Origin of the sequence: Sphingomonas trueperi (assembly GCF_011927635.1) — a bacterium.
GTDB lineage: Bacteria > Pseudomonadota > Alphaproteobacteria > Sphingomonadales > Sphingomonadaceae > Sphingomonas > Sphingomonas trueperi.
This window is the reverse complement of the sequence record NZ_JAATJB010000002.1, coordinates 396,739-418,798: the sequence shown is the minus strand read 5'-3', so window position 1 is coordinate 418,798 and position 22,060 is coordinate 396,739. Positions and strand designations below refer to the sequence as shown.

The 22,060-nt window shown below is 67.6% G+C and carries 24 protein-coding genes and 1 riboswitch; of the genes, 14 read left to right on the top strand and 10 right to left on the bottom strand.

The window, feature by feature from the left end; genetic code table 11:
- The first annotated feature begins 40 nt into the window (after positions 1-40).
- Positions 41-865, top strand: coding sequence for a type I methionyl aminopeptidase (map, locus tag GGR89_RS05375; RefSeq protein ID WP_125972729.1), 825 nt, complete (start codon positions 41-43; stop codon positions 863-865).
- Positions 866-1,044: 179 nt separating this feature from the next.
- Positions 1,045-1,155: riboswitch (SAM-I-IV-variant riboswitch) on the top strand.
- A gap of 51 nt (positions 1,156-1,206) precedes the next feature.
- Positions 1,207-2,259, top strand: a complete 1,053-nt coding sequence (locus GGR89_RS05370) for a threonine aldolase family protein (protein ID WP_125972731.1) — start codon at positions 1,207-1,209, stop codon at positions 2,257-2,259.
- Positions 2,260-2,429: 170 nt separating this feature from the next.
- On the opposite strand, the gene GGR89_RS05365 is transcribed toward GGR89_RS05370, so the two are convergent.
- Both GGR89_RS05365 and GGR89_RS05360 read right to left on the bottom strand, forming a co-directional pair.
- Positions 2,430-3,245, bottom strand: coding sequence for a ferredoxin--NADP reductase (locus tag GGR89_RS05365; RefSeq protein WP_125972733.1), 816 nt, complete (start codon positions 3,243-3,245; stop codon positions 2,430-2,432).
- A gap of 127 nt (positions 3,246-3,372) precedes the next feature.
- Positions 3,373-3,612, bottom strand: a complete 240-nt coding sequence (locus tag GGR89_RS05360) for a hypothetical protein (RefSeq protein WP_125972735.1) — start codon at positions 3,610-3,612, stop codon at positions 3,373-3,375.
- 167 nt (positions 3,613-3,779) lie between these two features.
- On the opposite strand from GGR89_RS05360, the gene GGR89_RS22605 reads away from it, so the two are divergent.
- From GGR89_RS22605 to GGR89_RS05335, 5 genes are all read left to right on the top strand, one after another.
- Complete coding sequence (locus tag GGR89_RS22605; RefSeq protein ID WP_125972737.1) at positions 3,780-5,087, top strand: methyl-accepting chemotaxis protein; 1,308 nt, start codon at positions 3,780-3,782, stop codon at positions 5,085-5,087.
- Positions 5,088-5,254: 167 nt separating this feature from the next.
- On the top strand, positions 5,255-5,593 hold the full coding sequence (locus GGR89_RS05350; RefSeq protein ID WP_010544265.1) for a P-II family nitrogen regulator: 339 nt from the start codon (positions 5,255-5,257) through the stop codon (positions 5,591-5,593).
- 92 nt (positions 5,594-5,685) lie between these two features.
- Entirely contained in the window at positions 5,686-7,098 is a 1,413-nt protein-coding gene (gene glnA / locus GGR89_RS05345; RefSeq protein WP_125972739.1) for a type I glutamate--ammonia ligase, read from the top strand.
- A gap of 314 nt (positions 7,099-7,412) precedes the next feature.
- A complete protein-coding gene (locus tag GGR89_RS05340; RefSeq protein ID WP_125972741.1) occupies positions 7,413-8,576 on the top strand; it encodes an NF038132 family protein in 1,164 nt (387 codons plus the stop codon).
- Between the two features lie 134 nt (positions 8,577-8,710).
- Positions 8,711-10,738, top strand: a complete 2,028-nt coding sequence (locus GGR89_RS05335) for a M13 family metallopeptidase (RefSeq protein WP_125972743.1) — start codon at positions 8,711-8,713, stop codon at positions 10,736-10,738.
- Between the two features lie 30 nt (positions 10,739-10,768).
- Here GGR89_RS05335 and GGR89_RS05330 read toward each other — a convergent pair whose 3' ends face one another.
- Entirely contained in the window at positions 10,769-11,389 is a 621-nt protein-coding gene (locus GGR89_RS05330; protein WP_125972745.1) for a class I SAM-dependent methyltransferase, read from the bottom strand.
- Positions 11,386-12,003, bottom strand: a complete 618-nt coding sequence (locus GGR89_RS05325) for a S24 family peptidase (protein ID WP_125972747.1) — start codon at positions 12,001-12,003, stop codon at positions 11,386-11,388. Before GGR89_RS05325 ends, GGR89_RS05330 begins: the two co-directional genes overlap by 4 nt.
- A gap of 88 nt (positions 12,004-12,091) precedes the next feature.
- Between GGR89_RS05325 and GGR89_RS05320 the strand changes: the two genes are divergently transcribed.
- Complete coding sequence (locus GGR89_RS05320; RefSeq protein ID WP_342449832.1) at positions 12,092-12,322, top strand: hypothetical protein; 231 nt, start codon at positions 12,092-12,094, stop codon at positions 12,320-12,322.
- A complete protein-coding gene (locus GGR89_RS05315) occupies positions 12,265-12,591 on the top strand; it encodes a hypothetical protein (RefSeq protein ID WP_241217807.1) in 327 nt (108 codons plus the stop codon). Before GGR89_RS05320 ends, GGR89_RS05315 begins: the two co-directional genes overlap by 58 nt.
- A 7-nt stretch (positions 12,592-12,598) precedes the next feature.
- On the opposite strand, the gene GGR89_RS05310 is transcribed toward GGR89_RS05315, so the two are convergent.
- A complete protein-coding gene (locus GGR89_RS05310; protein WP_125972749.1) occupies positions 12,599-13,297 on the bottom strand; it encodes a hypothetical protein in 699 nt (232 codons plus the stop codon).
- Between the two features lie 34 nt (positions 13,298-13,331).
- On the bottom strand, positions 13,332-14,534 hold the full coding sequence (locus GGR89_RS05305) for a TIGR04063 family PEP-CTERM/XrtA system glycosyltransferase (RefSeq protein WP_125972751.1): 1,203 nt from the start codon (positions 14,532-14,534) through the stop codon (positions 13,332-13,334).
- Positions 14,535-14,616: 82 nt separating this feature from the next.
- On the opposite strand from GGR89_RS05305, the gene GGR89_RS05300 reads away from it, so the two are divergent.
- Genes GGR89_RS05300 through GGR89_RS05290 form a run of 3 tightly spaced genes read left to right on the top strand, consistent with a single transcriptional unit; the run spans position 14,617 to position 17,184 of the window.
- Positions 14,617-14,760 (top strand): hypothetical protein, encoded by a 144-nt coding sequence (locus tag GGR89_RS05300; protein WP_164521687.1) that lies wholly within the window; start codon positions 14,617-14,619, stop codon positions 14,758-14,760.
- Positions 14,753-16,102, top strand: a complete 1,350-nt coding sequence (locus GGR89_RS05295) for a putative O-glycosylation ligase, exosortase A system-associated (protein ID WP_125972753.1) — start codon at positions 14,753-14,755, stop codon at positions 16,100-16,102. The genes GGR89_RS05300 and GGR89_RS05295 overlap by 8 nt, the downstream gene beginning before the upstream one ends.
- Positions 16,099-17,184, top strand: coding sequence for an acyltransferase family protein (locus GGR89_RS05290; RefSeq protein ID WP_125972755.1), 1,086 nt, complete (start codon positions 16,099-16,101; stop codon positions 17,182-17,184). Before GGR89_RS05295 ends, GGR89_RS05290 begins: the two co-directional genes overlap by 4 nt.
- Here the strand turns inward: GGR89_RS05290 and GGR89_RS05285 are convergent.
- Positions 17,135-17,686 carry a type 1 glutamine amidotransferase domain-containing protein gene (locus GGR89_RS05285; RefSeq protein WP_125972757.1) on the bottom strand — a complete coding sequence of 184 codons (552 nt, stop codon included), beginning with the start codon at positions 17,684-17,686 and terminating at the stop codon, positions 17,135-17,137. The two genes, GGR89_RS05290 and GGR89_RS05285, sit on opposite strands and share 50 nt — an antisense overlap.
- Positions 17,687-17,805: 119 nt before the next feature.
- Here GGR89_RS05285 and GGR89_RS05280 point away from each other — a divergent pair, with 119 nt between their 5' ends.
- Positions 17,806-18,822, top strand: coding sequence for a DNA topoisomerase IB (locus GGR89_RS05280; RefSeq protein WP_125972759.1), 1,017 nt, complete (start codon positions 17,806-17,808; stop codon positions 18,820-18,822).
- Positions 18,823-18,831: 9 nt separating this feature from the next.
- Positions 18,832-19,998, top strand: coding sequence for a mechanosensitive ion channel family protein (locus tag GGR89_RS05275; protein WP_125972761.1), 1,167 nt, complete (start codon positions 18,832-18,834; stop codon positions 19,996-19,998).
- A 141-nt stretch (positions 19,999-20,139) separates the two neighbouring features.
- On the opposite strand, the gene GGR89_RS05270 is transcribed toward GGR89_RS05275, so the two are convergent.
- From GGR89_RS05270 to GGR89_RS05260, 3 genes are read right to left on the bottom strand one after another with little or no spacing between them, the layout of a single operon-like run.
- On the bottom strand, positions 20,140-20,508 hold the full coding sequence (locus GGR89_RS05270) for a YkvA family protein (protein ID WP_125972763.1): 369 nt from the start codon (positions 20,506-20,508) through the stop codon (positions 20,140-20,142).
- A 42-nt stretch (positions 20,509-20,550) separates the two neighbouring features.
- Entirely contained in the window at positions 20,551-21,030 is a 480-nt protein-coding gene (locus GGR89_RS05265) for a pyridoxamine 5'-phosphate oxidase family protein (protein ID WP_125972765.1), read from the bottom strand.
- A gap of 46 nt (positions 21,031-21,076) precedes the next feature.
- The gene (locus GGR89_RS05260; protein WP_125972767.1) at positions 21,077-22,027 is read right to left on the bottom strand and encodes a glucokinase; all 951 of its coding nucleotides are present in this window, start codon (positions 22,025-22,027) and stop codon (positions 21,077-21,079) included.
- Positions 22,028-22,060 lie beyond the last annotated feature (33 nt).

Genomic DNA, 22,060 nt, shown 5'->3' with positions numbered 1-22,060 from the left:
CCCCCTCGCCCTTTGCGCCCGGGTCTCCTATATCGCAAGCATGACCGAATATGTGAACGTGACGGCGGACATGCCGCAGGCGCGCAGCCATGCGATCAAGCTCCATGGCCCGGAAGGCTTCGACGGCATGCGCAAGGCCGGCCGCCTCGCCGCCGAGATTCTCGACGCGCTGGTGCCGCACGTCGTGCCCGGCGTGACCACGCAGGAGCTGGACGATATCGTCCGCACGATGACCATCGCCGGCGGCGGCGTGCCAGCGACGCTCGGCTATCGCGGCTACACGCACAGCTGCTGCATCTCGATCAACCATGTCGTCTGCCACGGCATACCGGGCGACCGCGTCCTGAAGGACGGCGACATCGTCAACATCGATGTGACCCCACTGCTCGGCGGCTGGCATGGCGATACCAGCCGCATGTATCTGGTCGGCGACGTGCCGATCAAGGCGCGCAGGCTGGTCGACGTGACCTATGAGTGCCTGATGCTCGGCATCGAGCAGGCAAAGCCGGGCAACCATCTGGGCGACATCAGCCACGCCATCCAGCGCCACGCCGAGAAGCACCGCTACGGCGTGGTGCGCGATTTTTGCGGGCACGGCCTCGGCCAAGTATTCCATGACGCGCCCGAGGTGGTCCATGTCGGCCGCCCCGGCACTGGCCCCGAGCTGCGCCCCGGCATGTTCTTCACGATCGAGCCGATGATCAACATCGGCCGCCCGGACGTGAAGCTGCTCGACGACGGCTGGACCGCGGTAACGCGCGACCGCTCGCTCTCGGCGCAGTTCGAGCATTCCATCGGCATCACCGAAACCGGCTGCGAGATCTTCACGACCAGCCCCAAGGGCCTGCACCAGCCGCCCTACTGAGGCGTCCCGCGCTAACGGCAAGCGCTCCCCTCCCGCTTACGAGAGGGGTCGGGGGAGGGGATGGGCGGGTCGCTTGAGGCGTCATCTGGCTGCAACCTCCACGTCAGCCCCTCCCGCAAGCGGGAGGGGAATTGGCTCGCAACAATCTTGCGCCCGCCAGCAACTTCCGCTATCCGCCTCGCCAGCATCAAGAGTCGGGCCGACGCCCGGCACCAACCTGCCCCGTGCAAGGTGGTGCCTCCATGGCAAGTGGAGGGATGTGGCCGAACCCGGCAACACGGTGTCCACGCCACATTCCCCGCCGTCGCCCGCCTCCTGGAACAGGAAGAAGGCAGTAGAGCGTGACGACCGAAGCCCAGCAATTCGCCAGCGATAATTATGCCGGAATCTGCCCCGAAGCCTGGGCAGCGATGGAAGCCGCCAACACCGGCCACGCGCCGGCTTATGGCGACGATCGCTGGACCCACACCGCCGCGGACGCTTTCCGGACGCTGTTCGAAACCGAATGCGAAGTGTTCTTCGCGTTCAACGGCACTGCGGCGAATTCGCTGGCACTCGCGGCGCTCTGCCAATCCTATCACAGCGTGATCTGCTCGGCCGCCGCGCATGTCGAGACCGACGAGTGCGGCGCGCCCGAATTCTTCTCCAACGGCTCCAAGCTGCTCGTCGCGCAGGGCGAAGACGGCAAGCTGACCCCCGCCGCGGTGCGCGCGGTGGCGACCAGCCGTTCCGACATCCACTTCCCCAAGCCCCGCGTGGTGACGATCACCCAGCCGACCGAGACCGGGCAGGTCTACACCGTGGACGAAGTGCAGGCGCTTTCGGCGGTGTGCCGGGAGCTGGGCCTGAAGCTGCACATGGACGGCGCGCGCTTCGCCCATGCCGTGGCGACGCTTGGCTGCGATCCGGCGGACATCACCTGGCGCGCCGGCGTCGACGTGCTCTGCTTCGGCGGCACCAAGAACGGCATGGCGATCGGGGAAGCAGTGCTGTTCTTTGACCGCGCGCTGGCGCAGGACTTCGATTATCGCTGCAAGCAGGCCGGGCAGCTCGCCTCCAAGATGCGGTTCCTGGCCGCCCCCTGGGTGGGGATGCTGGAGAACGGCGCCTGGCTGCGCAATGCGCGCCATGCCAATACCTGCGCGCAGCGGCTCGCGGGGCAGATCCAGGGGTTGCCGGGCGTCGAGCTGATGTTCCCGGTGGAAGCCAACGGCGTGTTCGTCCAGGCTCCGGAGGCGGTGCTGGAGGGACTGCGCGCGCGGGGCTGGCGCTTCTACACCTTCATCGGCGGCGGGGCGCGGTTCATGTTTGCCTGGGATGCCGATCCGGGGCGGGTGGACCAGCTTGCCGCCGATATCCGCGCGGTCAGCGGCGAGACTGCCCTCGCCGCCTGAGTGTTTCCTCCCTCGGAGCGCAGCTCCGAGGGAGGGGGACCATTTGCGCCAGCAAATGGTGGAAGGGGCTTGCCACGACGGGAGGGTTTTCCCCCTCCACCACCGCCTTCGGCGGCGGTTCCCCTCCCGGCGTCGCCGAGGGAGGAGACGCTCGTTGAAGCGGCAAGGCCTCAGCCGACGAAGGCGCGCTCGATCACGAAATCGCCGGGCGCGTTGTTCGAGCCTTCCTTGAAGCCCTTGCCTTCGAGCAGCGTGGCGAAATCGCGGATCATGTCCATCGATCCGCACAGCATCACGCGGTCGGTCTCCGGGTGCAGCACCGGGTCGCCCGGCACGCCTTCGAACAGCTTGCCGTTCTCGAGCAGCGCGCCGATCCGCTCGCTGGTGTGGAACGGCTCGCGGGTGACGGTAGGCACATAGTGGAACTGCGCTGCGGCCTGCTCGCCGATCAGCGGATCCTCGGCCAGCTTGGCGGCGAGTTCGTCATGATAGGCAAGGTCGCTCACCCGGCGCACGCTGTGCACCGCGATCACCTGCTCGAAGCGCTCGTAGATCTCGGGATCGCGCGCGACGCTGAGGAACGGCGCCAGCCCGGTGCCAGTGGAAAGCAGGAACAGCCGGCGGCCCGGCAGCAACGCGTCGGCGACCAGCGTGCCGGTCGACTTCTTGCCGAGATAGATGTCGTCGCCCGGCACGATCTTCTGCAGCTTGGAGGTCAGCGGACCGTCCTGCACCTTGATCGACAGGAATTCGAGCTCCTCCGCCCAGGACGGGCTGGCGACCGAATAGGCGCGCATCAGAGGCTTGCCGCCCTCGCCTTCCAGCCCGATCATCACGAACTCGCCCGAGCGGAAGCGGAAGCTGGCCGGCCGCTCGATCGCGAAGCTGAACAGATGCTCATTCCAGTGGCGGACCCACAGCACCTTGGCGGTGGCGAAGGCGGGATGTTCGGGGAGCAGCGCTGGCGCGCGCGTGTCGACGGTCATGAAAGCGGGTCCTCGTAACGCTCTGGTCGGCCCGGCCGCCCGCATGGCAGTACCGGGATTGAAATAATGAAAGGCGGCCCTCTGCCACCAGAAGCCGCCCACGTCCAGAAAGTAGCGCTTCGGGGCGCTAAACGCCGTGTGCGAAGGGCACGCCGGTCGACCAATGCCGCAGCAACGCCATCGTGTCCTCGGCGGTCAGCGTCTCGCCTCCCGTCTCGATCCAGCAGTCGCCGCGCTGCTCGGGCTGTACCGCCGAAAGGCCATGCGCCAGCAGCACCAGCGAGCCCCGCGCCACCACCACCGATCGCGCACCGGCCGACGCCATGCCGTCGGCGATCCGCCGCCGCAATTCGGCTGGTGCATTCATCGGCGGCGACCGCATCGAAGCTTCCCCTGTCCAGCACGTGATCGTTTGCCGGTTAACGTTCACGGGCAGCTACAGCCGCAAAGGTGCGAAGATTTCATGGGGGAATGTCGTAAACCTGTCATCAAACACTAATCGCTCGTTTACCGCCTTGCCGTACCGGGGCGGCGATGCTCGACATGCCCGCCCATCTCCGCTTCCTCTTCGCGTGGCTTACCGAGGCCGAACGCGCGCCGCCCTGGCTGACGCTGGAGACGCCGCTCGGCGAGGCGGTGCGCTGCTTCCAGGACGATCCGACGCTCCGGCTGCTGCCGGTGCTCGATGCCCGCCACCAGCCGCTGGGCGCGGTGTTCGAGAAGGACGTGCGCCGGCTGCTGCTCAATCCCTATGGCCACGCGCTGTTGCGCAACCCGGCCTATGGGCGACGGCTGGAATCGATGGTCCGCCCCTGCCCCGTCGCCGACTATGCCCAGTCGCCCCGCGCGCTGGTCGACGCCTATTCGGCCGCCGACGGGCAGGAAGGCATGATCCTCACCCGCGGCGGCCAGCTGTTCGCCGCGATCAGCAACCGTCGCATCATCCAGCTCGCCGCCGAGGACCGGGTGCGCGAGGCCGCCGAGCAGACCGCCCGCGCCCGCCACATCGAAGCGGCGAGCGAGAGGATCGAGGCGGAGGTCGGCGCGATGGCGGGCCAATTGCGTGATCTCGCCGGCACGCTGCGGTCCAGCGCCGCCGCGACGGTCGAGCGCGCGAGCGCCAACAGCGCCTCGGCAACCGCGCTCGCCGCCGCGGTTGCGCAGAGCCACGACAATCTCGCCGCGATCGCCCGGGAATCCGAAGCGCTGGCGGCGACGCTCGACGCCATCGGCCGCGACACGGTCACCGCGCGCGCCTCGGCCGCCGAAGCCGTGGCGCTGGTCGACGACAGCCGGCTGGGCACCGCCGAGCTCGACGCCTTTGCCGAGAATGTCGGCGCGGTCACCGCCACGATCGGCGAGATCGCCGGGCAGGTGAACCTGCTCGCCCTCAACGCCGCGATCGAGGCGGCACGGGCCGGCGAAGCGGGCCGCGGCTTCACCGTGGTGGCCAACGAAATCAAGGCGCTGGCCAGCCAGGTCCGGCACGCCGCGCAGAGCGTCAGCACCAAGGTCGCCGGCATCCGCGGCGTGGTCGACCGAGTCACCACCAACCATCAGCGGGTCGAGCAGGCGATCACCGGCATTGCCGGCCTGTCCTCCAGCATCGAATGCGCGGTGCGCGACCAGCATCACGCGACCCGCAGCATCGCCCGCAACGTCGCCGAAAGCGTCTCCGGCACCCGTGCGGTGCAAACCGACATCGAACAGGTCCGCGCCGCCGCACAGGCAGCTTCCGGGAACGCGCACGCCATCGCCGATCTCTCCGCCGGCCTGCTCAGCGGTGCGGAGGAACTGTCCGACGAGGTCGACCGCTTCCTGATGGAGGTCCGCGCCGCCTGACCTGCTGCGCGATTGAGCAGCCATTGCCCGATTATCAGGCAGATTCCTGCGCCGAAATCCATTCGGCGCGTGGGGGGCACGCTGGCTATTCCCGTTCTGGCATGCAGGTTGCTACACACCCAGGAATCAGACCTGTCGCGGCCCGAAACCGCTGCCTGGGGGACCATGTGAAAAAGATCGAAGCCATCATCAAGCCGTTCAAGCTGGATGAAGTGAAGGAGGCGCTGCACGAGGTGGGCGTCTCGGGGATCACCGTCACCGAAGCCAAGGGCTTCGGCCGCCAGAAGGGCCATACCGAGCTCTATCGCGGCGCCGAATATGTCGTGGACTTCCTGCCCAAGGTGAAGCTGGAAGTGGTGGTGGAAGACACGCTGGCCGAGCGCGTCGTCGAGGCGATCGCCGCTGCCGCGCAGACCGGCCGGATCGGCGACGGCAAGATCTTCGTGATCCCCGTCGAGACGGCGCTGCGCATCCGCACCGGGGAGCGGAACGAAAACGCCGTTTGACGTGGCGTAAAGCGGCGGCGATGAGGCCGGCGCACGAGAAATTTTATTGCCCGATTCGTCGGGCAGACGAAAGAGAGCGAAAGGGCATTACGATGGCGAATTCGGCCAGTGACATCCTGAAGATGGTGAAGGACCAGGAGATCGAGTGGATCGACCTGCGCTTCACCGATCCCAAGGGCAAGTGGCAGCACCTGACCATGGTCGCGTCGGTCCTCGGCGAGGACGAGCTGACCGACGGCCTGATGTTCGACGGTTCGTCGATCGAGGGCTGGAAGGCGATCAACGAGTCCGACATGATCCTGAAGCCGGATCTGGACGCGGTGTGGGTCGATCCGTTCTCAGCCACCCCGATGCTGATCCTGGTGTGCGACATCGTCGAGCCCTCGACCGGCGAGCTCTATGCACGCGATCCGCGCTCGACCGCGAAGCGCGCCGAGGCGTATCTGAAGACCACCGGCATCGGCGATACCATCTATGTCGGCCCCGAAGCCGAGTTCTTTATGTTCGATGACGTGCGGTTCGAGAACAGCTACTCGACCAGCTACTACAAGATCGACGACATCGAGCTGCCGGGCAATTCGGGCCGCGAGTATGAAGCCGGCAACCTCGGCCACCGTCCGCGCGCCAAGGGCGGCTATTTCCCCGTCGCGCCGGTCGACAGCGCCGTCGACATCCGCGGCGAGATGGTTTCGACCATGCTCGAAATGGGCCTGCCGTGCGACAAGCACCATCACGAAGTCGCCGCCGCGCAGCACGAGCTGGGCCTGACCTTCGGCACGCTGGTGACCACCGCCGATCGCATGCAGATCTACAAGTATGTCGTGCACCAGGTCGCCCAGGCCTATGGCAAGACCGCGACCTTCATGCCGAAGCCGATCAAGGAAGATAACGGCTCGGGCATGCACACCCACATGTCGATCTGGGAAAAGGGCCAGCCCCTGTTCGCCGGCAACGGCTATGCGGGCCTCTCCGAGACCTGCCTCTACTTCATCGGCGGCGTGATCAAGCACGCCAAGGCGCTCAACGCCTTCACCAACCCGTCGACCAACAGCTACAAGCGCCTGGTCCCGGGCTACGAGGCGCCGGTGCTGCTCGCCTATTCGAGCCGCAACCGCTCGGCCTCGTGCCGCATCCCGTACGGCACCGGCAGCAAGGCAAAGCGTGTCGAGTTCCGCTTCCCGGACGCGCTGGCCAACCCGTATCTCTGCTATTCGGCGCTGCTGATGGCCGGTCTGGACGGCATCCAGAACAAGATCCACCCGGGCGACCCGATGGACAAGAACCTGTACGATCTGCCCCCGGCCGAGCTGGCCGAAGTGCCGACCGTGTGCGGTTCGCTCCGCGAGGCGCTGGACAGCCTGGAGGCCGATTTCGACTTCCTGTTGAAGGGCGACGTGTTCTCGAAGGACCAGATCGAGGCCTATATCGAGATCAAGCGCGCCGAGGTGGCCCGTTGGGAAATGACCCCGAGCCCCGTCGAGTACGACATGTACTATTCGAGCTGATCCTTCGCGATCGGCTGAAAAAGGGGCGTCCGGAGCGATCCGGGCGCCCTTTTCGTTTGCCGCCCCGACGGTGCTTTCGATGCCGCCGAAGTGGCGGCTTCGCCAATGATGCCGCGCGTGACAAATCAGCGCGCTGCCGGAACAAGTCGAATAACAATGTCCGGACCGAACCTAGTCAGGGCAGATCCTGCCACAACCGATAGCAACACCGCCGTATCTGGAATATCTTCGCAGGGGGTATTAAACTCATAGAATAGATGTGGAGAGACCTGATGCGGCATTGGAAATGCGCATGGATTGCGCCAGCGCTCGTGATGGTATCGGCGCCTTTCACGGCGCGGGCGGATACCTGCATCGGCAATTGCGGCACCGCCAGCGCGGCGGACGGCGTCGTCACCGCGCCGCCCGGTGGCGCGACCAGTTGGAGCTGGGTGTCGACCTATCTCGGCCAGCAGGGCGCCGCCAAGATCACCGGCTATAGCAGCGCCTCCACCAACGGCTCCGAGCTACGCTCGTCGGCGTTCGCAGCGCGGGTCGGGGACAAGGTGTCCTTCTACTTCAACTACGTCACCTCCGACGGGGGAGGCTTCGCCGACTATGCCTTCGCGCAACTGCTCACCGCCGGCGCCACCGACGACAGCTTGGCGGTCAACCTGTTCACCGCCCGCACCAAGCCGAGCGGGACGATCGTGCCCGGCCAGAGCATGCCCGCGGTGAACGCGGTGCTGACCCCTTCGGTCGTCCCGATCATCGGCGGCGGGCCGATCTGGACCCCGCTCGGCCCCAGCAGCGGCGACTGTTACGACGTCGGCTGCGGCTATACCGGCTGGATCAAGTCGGAATATACCATCACGACGGCCGGCAATTACCAGCTGCGCTTCGGGGCGGCAAACTGGTCCGACTCCGCGCTCGACAGCGGCATGGCGTTCACCGGCGTGTTCGTGAACGGTACGCAAACCGGCAGCTCGCCCTCCAACCCCTTTCAGCCGAGCGTACCCCAAGACCCCGTCACCAAGGCGTTCACCTTCGATTTCGTCGCAACGCCCGCCACGCCGATCTTCATCGATCCGGACTATGCCACCGGCTATATCTACAACGTGCTTTCCGGGCCGAACATCACCAGCGCGCTCTTTCCCACGGTTCCCGGCGACGTGGACGGCTATGACGTCTACGGGTTGAACGATGTGCTTCTGGCGCACGGCGTCTACAGCTTCGATTTCACCACGCTGTTCGCGGGGGGCGTCACCGGGTTCAAGCTGAAGGGCATCGACCTGACCGCCGCGCTCGACCCCACCGATGGAGGCGCCTTCGTCACCGGGCTCACCTTCATCGCCGGCGGCGCGGTGACGATGACCCAGACACCGATCATCACCACCACCGGCGTGCCCGAGCCTGCAGGCTGGGCGACGATGATACTGGGCTTCGGGCTGGCCGGCCATGGGTTGCGGCGGCGCCGCGCGAGCCCGGCGACCGCCTGATTCCTGCGCACCGATCGGGCCAGGCACCGCCGGGCGCGCCTATCCCGATCGGGCATGCGCCGCATGTGCCGGGAGAATTGAGTCGCCCCCCCGACCCTGGTAGCGGGATAGATCACTTCGAGGACACCCGATTCATGCGCCTCCCGCGTCTCGCAGCCCTGCTGCTCGGTACTTCCCTGCTCGCATCCCCCGCCCTCGCCCAGACCGCCGCAACGGCCAAATATGGCGCCTGGGGCGTCGATCTCACCACCATGGATCGCGGCGTGAAGCCAGGCGACGATTTCTACGCCTATGCGCTGGGCAGCTGGCTGCGCGATGCGCCGATCCCGGCCGACAAGGCGCGGATCGGCTATAATTACGACCTGCCCGACGAGACCGAGATCGAGGTGCGCACGCTGATCGAGGACGCCGGCCCCTCGCCCAGCGATCCGGTGCTGCGGCAGGTCGCGACCTATTATCACGCCTTCATGGACGAAGCCGGGATCGAGGCGCGCGGCACCGCGCCGCTCAAGCCGTATCTCGCCCGCATCGACGCCGTGCACGATCGCCGCTCGCTGGAACTGCTGATGGCCGACCACGGCTATGCCAGCCCGATCGGCATCGGCATTTCTGCCGATGAGAAGGATCCTACCCGCTACACCGTGATGGCCGGCCAGGCGGGCCTGGGCCTGCCGAGCCGCGACTATTATCTGCTTCCAGGCGAGAAGTACGAGACGATCCGCAAGGCCTACCGCGCCTATATCGTCAAGATCCAGCAGCTGGCCGGCATTGCCGATGCAGAGGCCAAGGCCGACGCGATCCTCGCGCTCGAGACCAGCCTCGCCAAGGACCAGTGGACGCCCGAGGCGCGCCGCGACCCGCAGAAGACCTACAACCCAATGGATCGCGCCCAGCTCGCCAGGCTGGCGCCCCAGTTCGACTGGGATGCGGTGCTCGCCCATCAGGGCCTGGGCAGGATGCCGACCGTGGTGGTGCGCGAGACGACCGCCGTCACCGCCGCCGCCAAGCGGCTGGGCGACGTGCCGCTCGCCACCTGGAAGGACTGGCTGCGCTTCCGCTTCATCAGCGATCATGCCGCGGTGCTGCCCAAGGCGTTCGACGCCGCGCAGTTCGACTTCTACGGCCATACCCTCCGCGACGTGCAGGCGCAGTCGGAGCGCTGGAAGCGCGGCGTCCGCGTCGTCAACGGCGCGCTGGGGGAGGCGATCGGCAAGATCTACGCCGAGCGCCATTGGGGCCCGGCCGCCGAGGCGCTGTCGAAGGAGCTGGTCGAGGATCTGCGCGCCGCCTATGCGGACAAGATCAAGGCGGCTGCCTGGATGGACGCGCCCACCCGCAAGGAAGCGCTCGCCAAGCTTGCCGCCTTCGATCCGCGGATCGGCCATCCGGACAAGTATATCGATTATGCGTCGATGCCGGTCAGCGCCACCGATCCGCTGGCGAACGACCTCGCCTCGGACGAGTTCGAGTGGAAGCTGCAGCTGTCGCGGCTCGGCAAGCCGGTCGATCGCACGCTGTGGGAGATGACGCCGCAGACGGTGAACGCCTATTACGACCCGGTGATGAACCAGGTGACCTTCCCGGCCGCCCAGCTCCAGCCGCCCTTTTTCGATCCGGCCGCCGATCCGGCGGTGAACTATGGCGAGACGGGCGCCACGATCGGCCATGAAATGGGCCATGGCTTCGACGACGAGGGCCGCCAGTTCGACGCCAGCGGCAAGCTGCGCGACTGGTGGACGCCGCAAGCGGCCGAACGCTACACCGCGCACGCCCAGGCGCTGGTCAAGCAGTTCGATGCCTATGAGCCGATCCCCGGCGTCCACATCAAGGGCCAGCTGACCCTCGGCGAGAACCTGGCCGATCTGGGCGGGCTTGAAGTCGCCTATGCCGCCTATCGCCGCTATGTCGCCCGCCACGGCGAGCCAAAGGTGCTGGACGGCCTCACCGGCGACCAGCGCTTCTTCCTCGCTTATGCCGCCAGCTGGCAGGGCAAGGCCCGCGAAGGCGCGGTGCGGGCACAGCTGCTCTCCGATCCGCACAGCCCGGACAAGTATCGCGTCAACGGCATCGTCCGGAACATGGACGCCTGGTACACGGCGTTCGGCGTGAAGCCGAGCGACGCGTTGTACCTCGCGCCCGCAGCACGCGTGCACGTCTGGTAAGCGAACGCCGGGGGCGCCCTGCGCCCGGCCTCACCCGGCGCGATAGGCGAATACCCCCGCAGGCCTGGCCACGCCGGTTTCGGCGACGTCGTAGCGCGCCAGCAGCGTCAGGCGCTCGATCGGCAGCGGCGACCGCCAGGGGTCGCCGACCAGCACCGTGATGCCGGCCGCCACGCAGCGATCGAGGAAGGCGGTCACGCGTACCGCCACCTCGGGCGCGTAGAACACGTCGCCGACGAGCAACAGCTCGGCCTCGGGGGTCGGGCCGGCGGTGAGGTCCCCAACGATCTCCGCCAGCGTGACCTGATTGAGAGCCGCGTTGAGCGCAATCGCAGCGCGCGCATGCGGGTCGATCTCAGAGGCCGTTACCCTGGCCGCACCCGCGCGCGCGGCGGCGATCCCGAGCAACCCCGATCCCGCGCCGAGATCTAGCACGCGGCGCCCCACCAGCTGCGCCGGATGGTCAAGAACGTACCGCGCCAGCGCCAGCCCGCCGCCCCACCAATAGGCCCAATAGGGCGCCGCATCGCCCAGCCGGCCCACGCCGCTTGCCGGCCCGGCCTTGTGCAGGCGCAGCTCGGGCACGCCAGGTACCGGCACGACCGGCAGATGCTCGCGGATGAACGCGGCGATGTCGTCGTCCTCGCTCACAGCGCCCGCCCGAGCCAGGCGACCCGCCCGACCAGCTGGAAGCGCCCTGCGCGCGCCAGCCGCACCGGATAGGCGGGATTGTCGCTGACCAGCTCGACGCCACCCACCGCCGGGCGTAGCCGCTTGACCAGCAGCTCGCCCTCCACCCGCAGCACGAAGATGCCGCGGGCATCGATCCGGCAGCGATCGCGGTCGACCAGGATCTCGTCGCCATCGTTCAGCGTCGGCGCCATCGAATCGCCTGCCACGCGCACCATCGACGCGGCTTCGGGGCGCACCCCCAGCTGGCGCAGCAGGAATGGCGGAAAGGCGAACGGGGCCTGCACGCTTTCATCCTCCGCCCAGCCGCCGGGGCCGGCCGACGCACTCAGATCGATCCGCGGGACCGTGACCAGCGCCGCCTGCGGCCGGCCGCCCAGCAGTGTCTCGTCGACGCCCAGATACTCCGCCAGCCGTGCCCGGTCGCGCTCGGGCAGTTCGCGCGGCGAACCGCGCATCAGATATTGCTGCAGATAGGCCGGATTGCGCCCGAGTACGCGCGAGAGCGTGGCGAGACGCACCCCCTTGGCGGCCACCAGCTTCGCAAAATTTGCCCGTTGCACATCGGCTTCCATACCCCCTTTCCTACACATAGGATTTTTCCTACGCAAGGTTCAGATGAGAACATATCGTGATCATCCGAGTCGAAGGAGGAGGACATGGGTGTCCTTGCATGGGGAAATCGAAGCGTTCCTGGAACGCACGCGGATGCCGGCGACGCGGTTCGGGCGCTTGGCGGCGGGAGATCCGCGACTGGTCGGCGATCTGCGGCAGGGCCGTGTACCGGGGCCGGCGCTGACGGCCCGCCTGCGCGCGTTCCTCGCCGCCCCGCCGGCATGGAAGCCCGGGCGGCGCGGCGGCGCGATGTCGGCGCGCGGCTCGAACGGGCGCTGATCGCGGCGGCGGCGGTGGAGGGCTGCGTGTTGCGGATCGTCGAGGCGAGCTGGGTGCCGTGGGCGAGCGTCACCTTCAGCGGCGCCCGGCATCGGTTGACGCTGGAACTGGACGAAAGCATCGTCGCAAAGGCTTGGCTGGTCGCGCTGCCCGAGCTGGAGCTGCCGATCAGCGGCCATCTCGTCGCGGATCTGCAGGTGACGATGGTGGAGACGGCCGACGGCGTAGTGTGCGCCGGTATCGAGGCGCTGACCGTCGAGGAGTGCTGAGGCGGGGTCAGGCCTGGCGGGCGAGGCTGCGCAGCGCCGCAAGAGCGTCGTCGAGCCCGCGATCGGCCCGCACGCGGCCGCGTACCTGCGACGCCTGGTTGCGGCGGACGACGCCCCGCTCGAGCCGTTCGAGCAGCGCGTGCACCGAGGCGTCGGTCTCAGGCCGGACCAGCCGGTCGCTGGGGTCGCGGCCAGCCGGCGTCCGCTGGCCAGCGCTCGCCGCGCGCTCGCGGCGCGGCGGTACGGGCGGCGGCAGCGGCACGGCCGGGATCGCGGTGGGGTCGAAGGCGGCGAGCGGCTGGTCGAGATCGACGGGCAGGTCGCGCTCCGCGGTTGCACCTTCCTGCTCGACCGGAGCCTTGGGCTGCGCCCAGGCGGGCATATCGAGATCGTAACTGGCGCGCAGCGGCGGGCGCGGCCGGGCATCGGGATGCGCATCGGCGCGGCGGATGACCGGGGTTGGCAGCATGTCCAGGTCGCACGGCGCAGCGGCCACGCGCGAACGGCGTACGCGCCAGCGCGCGGTGAACGCGCCGATCGCAGCGGCAGAAACCGCAAACAGCAGCGTCGGGAGAGCAGCCCCTCGCGGCGTCGCCCCCGCATCGATCATCGGTAGATGCAGCCCTGCCGCCGGCAGCGCGGCCACGGCCAGAGCCGATACGCCGCCGAGCAAAAGGGCGGCAATGGGGACGAGCGGCAGCTTCATGCGTTCACCCGATACGTGTGCGACCACGTGGTTCTCATGCCATCTTTATGGCAAGGTTTTCATACAAACCGTCATAGCGTGCAATATTTACAAACCAGTTGCGCTCGGCCTCGATATATGCGCGAGCCTGTTTTCTGCGCACATCCCATTGATCGCGCATACAAAAAACTTTCTCAAGCGCTTTTGCGAGCGCCGCCGGGTCATCTGCCGGAAACAAGGTGCCGGTTACGCCGTCCTCGATCAGCTCGCGGTGCCCGCCCACGTCGGACGCCGCGACCAGCCGCTGCTGCGCCATTGCTTCCAACGGCTTGAGCGGGGTGACGAGGTCGGTGAGCCGCATCTTCTTGCGCGGATAGACCAGCACGTCGATCAGGCTGTAATAGCGCTCGACTGCCTCGTGCGGCACCCGGCCGAGGAAATGGATGCGCTCCGCGACGGGCGATGAAGCCGCTTGCGCGCGCCACGCCGGCTCGGCGGGGCCGCCGCCGACGAGCAGCAGTTGCATCGCGGGACGTGCCGCGACCAGCGCAGGCATCGCGGCGATAAGCACGTCGAGCCCCTCATAATCGTAGAAGCTGCCGATGAACCCGATCGTCTCGGCACCTTCCAGACCCAGCTGGGCGGCGAGGCCGGCATCCTGCGGTACGGGCTCGCCGAACAGCGCCATGTCGACGCCGTTGGGAGAGACCGCGATCTTGGCCGGATCGATGCCCCGCGCGATCAGGTCGCCGCGCAGGCCTTCGCAGATCACCGCCACCGCATCGGCCTGGCGAACGGCATGGGTCTCCAGCGCCTTGGTGACGCGGTAGCGCAGACTCCCCTCGCGTCCCGTGCCGTTGCCGACCGCGGCATCCTCCCATAAGGCGCGGATCTCGTAGAGCAGCGGCACTCCGCTCCAGCGCCGCACCCGCAGCCCGGCAAGCGCGCAGAGCACCGGCGAGTGGGCGTGGAGCACGTCGGGGCGGAAAATTTTCACCACCTGGTGAATACGCTGCACAAAGGCATCGATCTCGCGCCACTCGCTGAGGCCGGGCAGCTTGGCTGCGACCGGCCGGGTGCGGAAGAAGCGCAGGCCATCGACGACTTCCTCGTCGTCGGGCGCGGGGCCGTGCCGTGGGCCGGTCACCGCCGCCACCTCCCAGCCCCGCGCCAATTCCGCCTTCAGGATCGCCCGGGTGCGAAAGGCATAGCCGCTGTGGAGCGGCAGGCCATGATCCAGAAGATGGAGGACTCGCATGGTCGCCTGCATGCCACGCCGCGCTTAACGGCACGTCAACTGCACCTGCGCTAGGAATCGCGCGGAAGGAACGGCCCGCCCGATGATCGACAATCTATCGCTTGCGCTCACCCATGGGCTGATGCTGCTCGCGGCCTTCCTGCTGCTCCGCCGGCCAGACCTCGATCGCGAGGACGCAGCACCCAGGGAGAAGAAGCGCGGCCGCTGGGGCAAGCGCGGTGCGTGACTATGTCTTCGTCCTGTTCCTGGCGGCGTTCTTCGGCACCGGCTTTCGCAAGCCGTTCCTGTTCGTGCTGGTCTACGCCTATATCGACATCGTCGCACCCCAGCGGCTGACTTATCTGCTGCTCAACGCCTTGCCGATCTCGGCGATGGCGGCGGCGCTGGCGCTCGCCGGGTTCCTACTGTTCGACGACAAGCGCGACGTGCGCGTGGCGCCGCGCCAGCTGCTGATCGTGGCGCTGATCGGCTATTGCTGGTTCACCACGCTCCACGCCGATTTCCCGGTGGAAGCCAAGGACAAATGGGACTGGGTGTGGAAGGCGCTGGCCTTCGCCGCCTTCCTGCCGCTCACCCTGCGCACGCGGCTGCGGATCGAGGCGCTGCTGCTGTTCATGGTGCTTTCGGCCAGCTCGATCATCATCGTCGGCGCGATCAAGACGCTGATCTCCGGCGGCGGCTATGGCGAGCTCAACCTGATGGTCTCGAACAATTCGGGGCTGTACGAGGGCAGCACCATCTCCACCGTCGCGATCGCGATCCTGCCGCTGATCCTGTGGTTCACCCGGCACGGCACGATCTTCGCGCCCGACTGGCGGACGAAGACCTTCGCCTATGCCCTGTGCTTCGCCTGCCTGCTGATCCCCATCGGCACCTCGACCCGCACCGGGCTGCTCTGCATCGGGCTGGTCGCGCTGCTGATGCTGCGGGATAGCCGGAAGAAACTGCCCTATCTGGGCGGCGTGGCGGCGCTGGCGCTCGTCGCCCTGCCCTTCCTGCCCTCCGCCTTCACCGAGCGGATGGGGACGATCAAGTCCTATCAGGGCGACGCCTCCGCCTCCACCCGCCTCGCCGTCTGGCAATGGACGATCGACTATGCCCGCGAGCACCCGCTGGGCGGCGGGTTCGAAGCCTATCGCCAGAACCAGATCCGCTACGAGAAGGTGGCGGTGGAGGACCAGGGCGGCGTCGCGGTGGTCGATCGCTCGATCGAGCTCGACAAGGCGCGCGCCTATCACAGCGCCTATTTCGAGATGCTGGGCGAGCAGGGCTATCCGGGGCTTTCGCTGTGGCTGGCGATCAACCTCGCCGGCCTGTTCCGCATGGAGGTGCTGCGCCGCCGCTATGCGCGCGCCGAGGGCGACGAGGCATGGATCGCGCCCCTCGCCGCCGCGCTCCAGAACGGGCACATCGTCTATCTGCTGGGCGCGGCATTCGTGGCGATCGCCTTCCAGCCCTTTATCTACATGCTGATCGGCGCGCAGATCGGGCTCGACACCTATTGCGCCCGAAAGCGCGCAGCGGCGGATTGGAGGCCGCTGCGCAAGGCACACCCTGCCGCGGCATGAGCGGGCGGGTAGAGCTGCGGGCGCTTACCTCCGCGCGCGGCGTCGCGGCGTGGTGGGTGGTGCTCTACCATCTGCGCGGCGCGCTCGCGGACCTGCCCCTTACGGTCGAGGCCGTTCTCGCCAAGGGCTATCTTGCGGTCGACTTCTTCTTCCTGCTCTCGGGCTTCGTGCTGGCGCTGCGCCATGGCGAGCGGCTGCGCAGCGGCGGTATTGCCGTGATGCCCGACTTCCTGCGCGGACGGGTCGCACGGATATGGCCACTGCACGCGGTCATGCTCGGCTTTGCGCTCCTGCTGCTGGTGGTCCTGCGCGCAAGCGGCCGGGCGGCGCCCGAATTCCCTCTGGCCGAGCTGCCGCCACATCTGCTGCTCGTCCAGGCCTGGGGCTTCGCCGAACCGTTACGCTGGAACGACCCCGCCTGGTCGATCTCGTGCGAGCTGGCGGCGTACCTGCTGTTCCCGCTCTGGGCGATGGCGATCGACTGGCGCCGCCGGGCCACGCCCGCCCTTCTGGGCGCGATCGGGGCACTCCTGCTGGCGCTGGCCGCGGCATTCGCGCTTCGCGGTACCGATACATTGGGGCAGGACATCCCGCATCTCGGAGTCGTACGCTGCCTGCTGGAGTTCGCGACCGGCACGCTGGTCCAAGCCCTTTGGCAGCGGTGGCACTCCCATCTGGCTGGATTTGGTGGCGTCGCCGTCGCCGCAATGTTCGGAGCGGCGTGGGCGGTAGGGGTGCCCGAGACGCTTGCGGCGCCCGCGATGCTCGCTGCGCTGCTGCTCGCGTTGGCCTGCAGCGGCGCGCGCAGCAATCCGCTCGAAGGCGCGCTGCTCCACCGCCTCGGCGAGATCAGCTACGCGACCTATCTCAGCCATTTTCTGCTGTGGTTCGCCTTCAAGCTCGCCTTCGTCCGCACCGCGACGATCGGCTGGCCGCTCGCGGCGTGCTACCTGCTGCTGGTCCTTGCGGCGTCGGTGGCGCTCCACCGGCTGGTGGAGCGCCCCGCGCAGCGCTGGATCAACCGGCTCGGGTTCAGGCCGCGGCGGTCACGTCTTCCAGCGCGGCGATCACCGCACGGTTGAACGCGGGGATATCGTCGGGCTTGCGGCTGGTGATGAGGTTGCCGTCGCTCACCACTTCCTCGTCGACCACATCGGCGCCGGCATTGGCGAGATCGGTGCGGATCGAGGGCCAGCTGGTCAGCCGGCGACCGGCGACCACATCGGCCTCGGCGAGCAGCCACGGCGCATGGCAGATCGCCGCGACCAGCCGCTTCGAATCCATGAAGCTGCGGGCGATCTCGACCGCCTTCGCGTTCATCCGCAGCTTGTCCGGGTTGCCGACGCCGCCCGGCAGCACCAGCGCATCGAACTGATCGAGTTCCACCTGATCGAGCGTCGTGTCCGGCGTGATGCTCTTGCCCTTCTCGCCGCCGCTTTCGCCGGTGATCGGATCGGTCTTGATCGAGGCAAGCGTCACCTGCGCGCCGGCGTCGAGCAGCGCCTGGCGCGGCTCGAACAGTTCCGATTCCTCGAAGCCGTCGGTGGCGAGCATCAGCACGCGCGCATTCTGCAGATTGGCCATGGGGGGCATCCTTTCCCGTCGTTCGGAATATGCCGGGCCAACCCGGAGCCCCCTTTCCTTGTTCCGGAACGAATTGTTGCTGCGGCGCATTTCCCTGGGCTCTGCCCCAAGGAGCCGCGATGGACAGCGCCGAGATCGTCTATGTCGAAGACCAGGCCCCCGGCATCACCCGGCGCAAGATGCGCCACGGCTGGGGCTATTTCCACGCGGACGGCACCCGCATCACCGACCGCGATGTGATCGACCGGCTGAACGCGATCGGCCTGCCGCCCGCCTATGAGAATGCCTGGTTCTGCCCCGACCCCAACGGCCATATCCAGGCGACCGGCTATGACGGGAAGGGCCGCAAGCAGTATCGCTATCACACCGGTTTCCGCGAGGCCCAGGAGGCGGCGAAGTACGATCGCTGCGGCATGTTCGGCGAGCGCCTGCCGCGCCTGCGCCGCAAGGTGGAATCCGATCTGCGCCTGCGCGGACTGTGCAAGGACAAGGCCGTCGCCGCCGTCGTCCGGCTGCTCGACCTCGGCTCGATCCGCGTCGGCAACGAGACTTATGCGCAGGAGAACAAGAGCTTCGGCGCAACCACGCTGCGCAAGCGGCACGTGAAGGTCGCCGGCGGCACGCTCAAGCTCCAGTTCCGCGCCAAGTCGGGCAAGCTGCGGGTGATGACGGTAACCGACAAGTCGCTCAGCCGCTTCGTCAAGCGCTGCCAGGACCTGCCGGGGCAGAACCTGTTCCGCTGGATCGACGATTCCGGCGAGGCGCATCCGGTCACGTCCAGCGACGTCAACGCCTATATCCGCGAGGCGATGGGCGAGCATTTCAGCGCCAAGCATTTCCGCACCTGGGGGGCGAGCGTGATCGCCTATCGCACCCTGGCGGAGGCACCCGAGCCCATCGGCCTCAAGACCCTGCTTGAGCCCGTAACCGAGGCGCTGGGCAACACCCCCGCCATTGCCCGCAAATCCTATGTCCATCCGCGGCTGATCGAGCTGGCGCGCGACAAGCCGGGGCAGGCGCTGTTCCGCGCCGGGTTGCGCCTGCCCCGCACGACGCAGTACCTCGACCGCTACGAACGCGGCCTGATCGTCTTCCTGGAGACCGATCCGGCCGAACAGCCCGCCAAGGCAGCCTGACGAGAAAAGATGCTGATCACCGCACGCGCAAAGCCCTCCCATTTCGAGCGCCAGCTCCAGGCCTTCATCGGCGACACGCCCGATTGGATCGCCGACCATTGGCTGAGCATCCTGGTCGCCACCGGCATCGCGATCGGCATCGCGCTGTTCCTCCACACGCTGCGCTCCTGGGGCATGCGGCTGTGCCGCAACAGCGACGGCAACGGCGCCAACTGGTACACGATCTTCGGCCGCACGATTTCGCGCACCAACAATTTCTTCATCGTGATGACCGCGATCCGGCTGGTGGTGAACGTCGCCGAGACGCCGCCGCTGCTCGACAAGACGATCACCTTCCTGTTCACCATCGCAGTGACGTTCCAGGTGGCGATCTGGGTTCGCGAGGTGATCTTCGGGCTGATCGAGCACCGCACCCGCGGTGACAGCCCCAGCGAGAGCCTGGCGAGCGCCGTCGGCATCATCCGGCTGCTGATCTCGATCGCGCTGTTCGCGATCGCGCTGGTGATGGTGCTCGGCAATATCGGGGTGAACGTGACCGGCCTGGTCGCCGGTCTCGGCGTCGGCGGCATCGCCATCGGTCTTGCCGCGCAGGGCATCTTCGGAGACCTGATCGCGGCGCTGTCGATCCTGTTCACCCGCCCCTTCCGCGTCGGCGACAACATCAAGTTCGACCAGACCAGCGGCACGGTCGCCGAAATCGGCCTCAAGTCCACCCGCGTCCGCTCGTTCGACGGCGAGATGCACATCATCTCGAACCGCCAGCTGCTCGACAAGGAGCTGCAGAACCTTACCGATCGCACCCGCATCCGCCTGCCGTTCAAGATCGGCGTGGCCTATGAGACGCCGCCGGAGAAGCTCGAGCGGCTGCCGGAGATGTTCAAGGAGATCGTCGAGGCGAACGGCGCGACCGCGGTGCGCAACGGCTTTGTGGGGTTCGGCGCGAGCTCGATCGACTATGAACTGATCGCCGAGGTTGCGACCGGGAACTGGGACGTGGGCCACCCGACGCGCGACCGCATCCTCATCGCCATCGTCCGCAAGCTGGCGGAAGAGGGGATCAGCATCCCCTATCCGACCCAGACCACCTTCACCGCGGCACCCGACGGGCGGATCATCATGCCCTATCCGGACGTGACGCCCGTGATGCGGGTGGACAAGGAAGAGGGCGAGCGCTGAGGAGCAGCCACATACTCTCAGCCGTCATCCCGGCGAAAGCCGGGATCCATCCGCCATTAGGCTGCGGCAGGCGCCGATCCGGTGACGCCAATGGATTCCGGCTTTCGCCGGAATGACGAAGGGGGTGAGGTTGACCGCCCCTCAATCATATTTCGTCACCAGCCAGCTCCACACGCCCCAAGCCAGAAGCGCCCAGACGCCCAACACGATCGCGACCCCGCCCCAGCTCACCGGCCGGTGGCTCGCGTCCTCGGCCGCCGCGCGGTGCTCGGCAAACTGCTCGGCCGGGATCAGCCGCTCGAACAGCCAGACGCCGAGCGGGATCAGGATGGCATCGTCCACCAGCCCGAGCACGGGGACGAAATCGGGGATCAGGTCGATCGGCGACAGCGCATAGGCCGCGACCAGGATGCCAACGATCCGCGCCGCCAGGGGCGTACGCGGATCGCGGATGGCGAGCCATACGGCATGCGCCTCGGTGCGGACGCGGTGAGCGAGCGAAGGACCCATGGCCCCTGGATCGCCCAGCCGCGTCGCGCGGTCAATCTCGGCTCAGCGCTCCGCCGTGGTCTCGACCTTGGCGTGGCTGCCGGTCTCGTCCGACTTGATCGTGCCGCCGAACAGCATCTTCACCTTGCCGGTGAGCGACATGTCCGTCTCCCACAGCTCGGCATCGTCGATGTCGACGCGGAGCAGCGCGAGGTTCGGGTCCTGCTTGCCGCCCGGAAACCAGGCTTCGACCTGGCTGTTCCACAGCTTGTCGATCATCGCGAAGTCGTTGTCGACGCGCGCCGTTCCCGATAGGCAGGCGAAAAAGTCGTGCCCCTTGGAGACGAACTGGAGCATCGCCGCGCCGCCCTTGGCCATGCGGTTGTCCTTGCCGATGAAGAAGAAGATCGTGTCGACCTGGTCCTCGTCGAGCTGCGCGGTCAGCGGCTCGCTGTGCTGGCCGTCCTGCAGGCCCGCCATCACGAAGGGGCTATCCGCCAGCTTGGACCAGAAATGCTTCTTCAGTTCGACCGTGTCGGCCATGATCGTCTCCCGAGTTTGGATACCTGGCCGTAACGTGCAGGTCCGCTCAGGCGTTCCGGATCGCGGCGGCGGCGCCGATCAGTTCGAGGTCGGCGCGGTTGACCAGCGCCACCGGGGTTTCGGCGAGCTGGCGGCGGAAGGCGGTGCGCGCCTCCATCCGGCGGCGGAAGCCGGGCTGCTTCAGCTGAGTCTCCAGCGCACGGGCGATCGCACCGGTGAGGAACACGCCGTCCCAGGCATCGAAGGTCAGCGCCAGATCGCCGACAAACGCGCCGAGATGCTCGACGAACATGCGGACCACCGCGCCGGCGATCGGATCGCGGCCGGCGTTGCGGGTCACATCCTCCGGCGCGGGCAGCCGCTTGCCGCCGGACAGCGCCTCATAGGCGAGCAGCAGCCCGTTGGCGCTGAGCAGGGTCTCGACCTCGACCAGCCCGCCGCGCGCCTTGCAGAAGGTCGCGAACCGCTCCTCGTCGCCGTTCTGGGGAGCAAAGCCGATATGCCCCGCCTCGCTCTGAACGGGCACATGGCGACCGTCGGCACCTATCAGCGCGGCGACGCCGAGGCCCGTGCCGACCCCGATCACGGCATAGTTGCCGCCCGGCGCGATCGGCTTGGGCGCGGCGCCCGGGAGCGCGGTAAACGTTGTCGGCGGAAGCCGGGTAAGCGCCAGCGCGTTGGCGGCGCATTCGTTGAGCGCCAACGGCTTCTCGCGCAGCACCGCTTCGACACCCGCAAGCGAGATGTACCAGCGGCTGCCGGTGAGGTTGATCAGGTCGCCGCGCACCGCACCGGCGACGGCAAGCACGCTCGGCAGCCGCGCATCGCGCAGGCCGACGCCGCAAAGATATGCCACAAGGGCACTGGTGAAGGTCTGATGGTCGGCGTTCGAAAAGCGCTTGATCTCGCGCGGCTCGTCGCCTTCCGCGCCGCCGGTCAGGCCGAAGCGAACCGATTGTCGGCCGATATCGGCCACCAGCGCCACGCCATCTTCCATCGAGCCCTCTCTCCCCTGCCGGCTTCTTCTCGA